The following is a 755-nucleotide window of genomic DNA, read 5'->3' on the forward strand; positions in this document are numbered from 1 at the left end:
AAGTGATAGCCGAAACCATCTTTCAGCATATCCCCATGAGGGGAAATGCATTATCCGGTATTAGCTCCGGTTTCCCGAAGTTATCCCAGTCTTACAGGCAGGTTGCCCACGTGTTACTCACCCGTCCGCCGCTGACTTCAGGGAGCAAGCTCCCATCCGTCCGCTCGACTTGCATGTATTAGGCACGCCGCCAGCGTTCGTCCTGAGCCAGGATCAAACTCTCCATATAAGAGTAAGATTTAGCTCTGATAAAAAAATTAAGATTAACGTTGACGTTTTGTTCGTTCAGTTTTCAAAGAACAATCTCAGTCGCTCTCTTAAAGCAACTATATTAGAATAACATTTTTAGCAGCCTTCGTCAACAACTTTTTTTCGAAAAGTTTGTTCCGAGCATCAGCTCTCGAAGGTGCCTGACTATCATAACACCAGCGGTGTTACGGGTCAACCCTTAATTCTTGAGGAATATTATTCCAACAGATAGGGATTAAAAAAGACAAAGAGACATCTCTCTGTCTTCGCCCGGCAGCGTCCTACTCTCACAGGAGGAGAACCTCCAACTACCATCGGCGCTGAGAAGCTTAACTTCCGTGTTCGGTATGGGAACGGGTGTGACCTTCTCGCTATCGCCACCAGACTATTTAGATGAGGTTTTGTTCCCTCAAAACTAGATAATGCAGAAGAAGAATTACTAAGCAATCAATTGTGGTTAAGTCCTCGATCTATTAGTATCTGTCAGCTCCACGTGTCACCACGCT

Annotated in this window: 2 rRNA genes; both read right to left on the reverse strand. The window is 45.4% G+C overall.

The features are described from left to right. Positions 1-229, reverse strand: a 16S ribosomal RNA gene (locus FZD51_RS25920); the annotation flags it as partial. Between the two features lie 288 nt (positions 230-517). Next, positions 518-634: ribosomal RNA gene (gene rrf, locus FZD51_RS25925) — 5S ribosomal RNA — on the reverse strand. Positions 635-755 lie beyond the last annotated feature (121 nt).

This window comes from Bacillus infantis, assembly GCF_008180445.1.
Taxonomy (GTDB): domain Bacteria; phylum Bacillota; class Bacilli; order Bacillales; family Cytobacillaceae; genus Bacillus_AB; species Bacillus_AB infantis_B.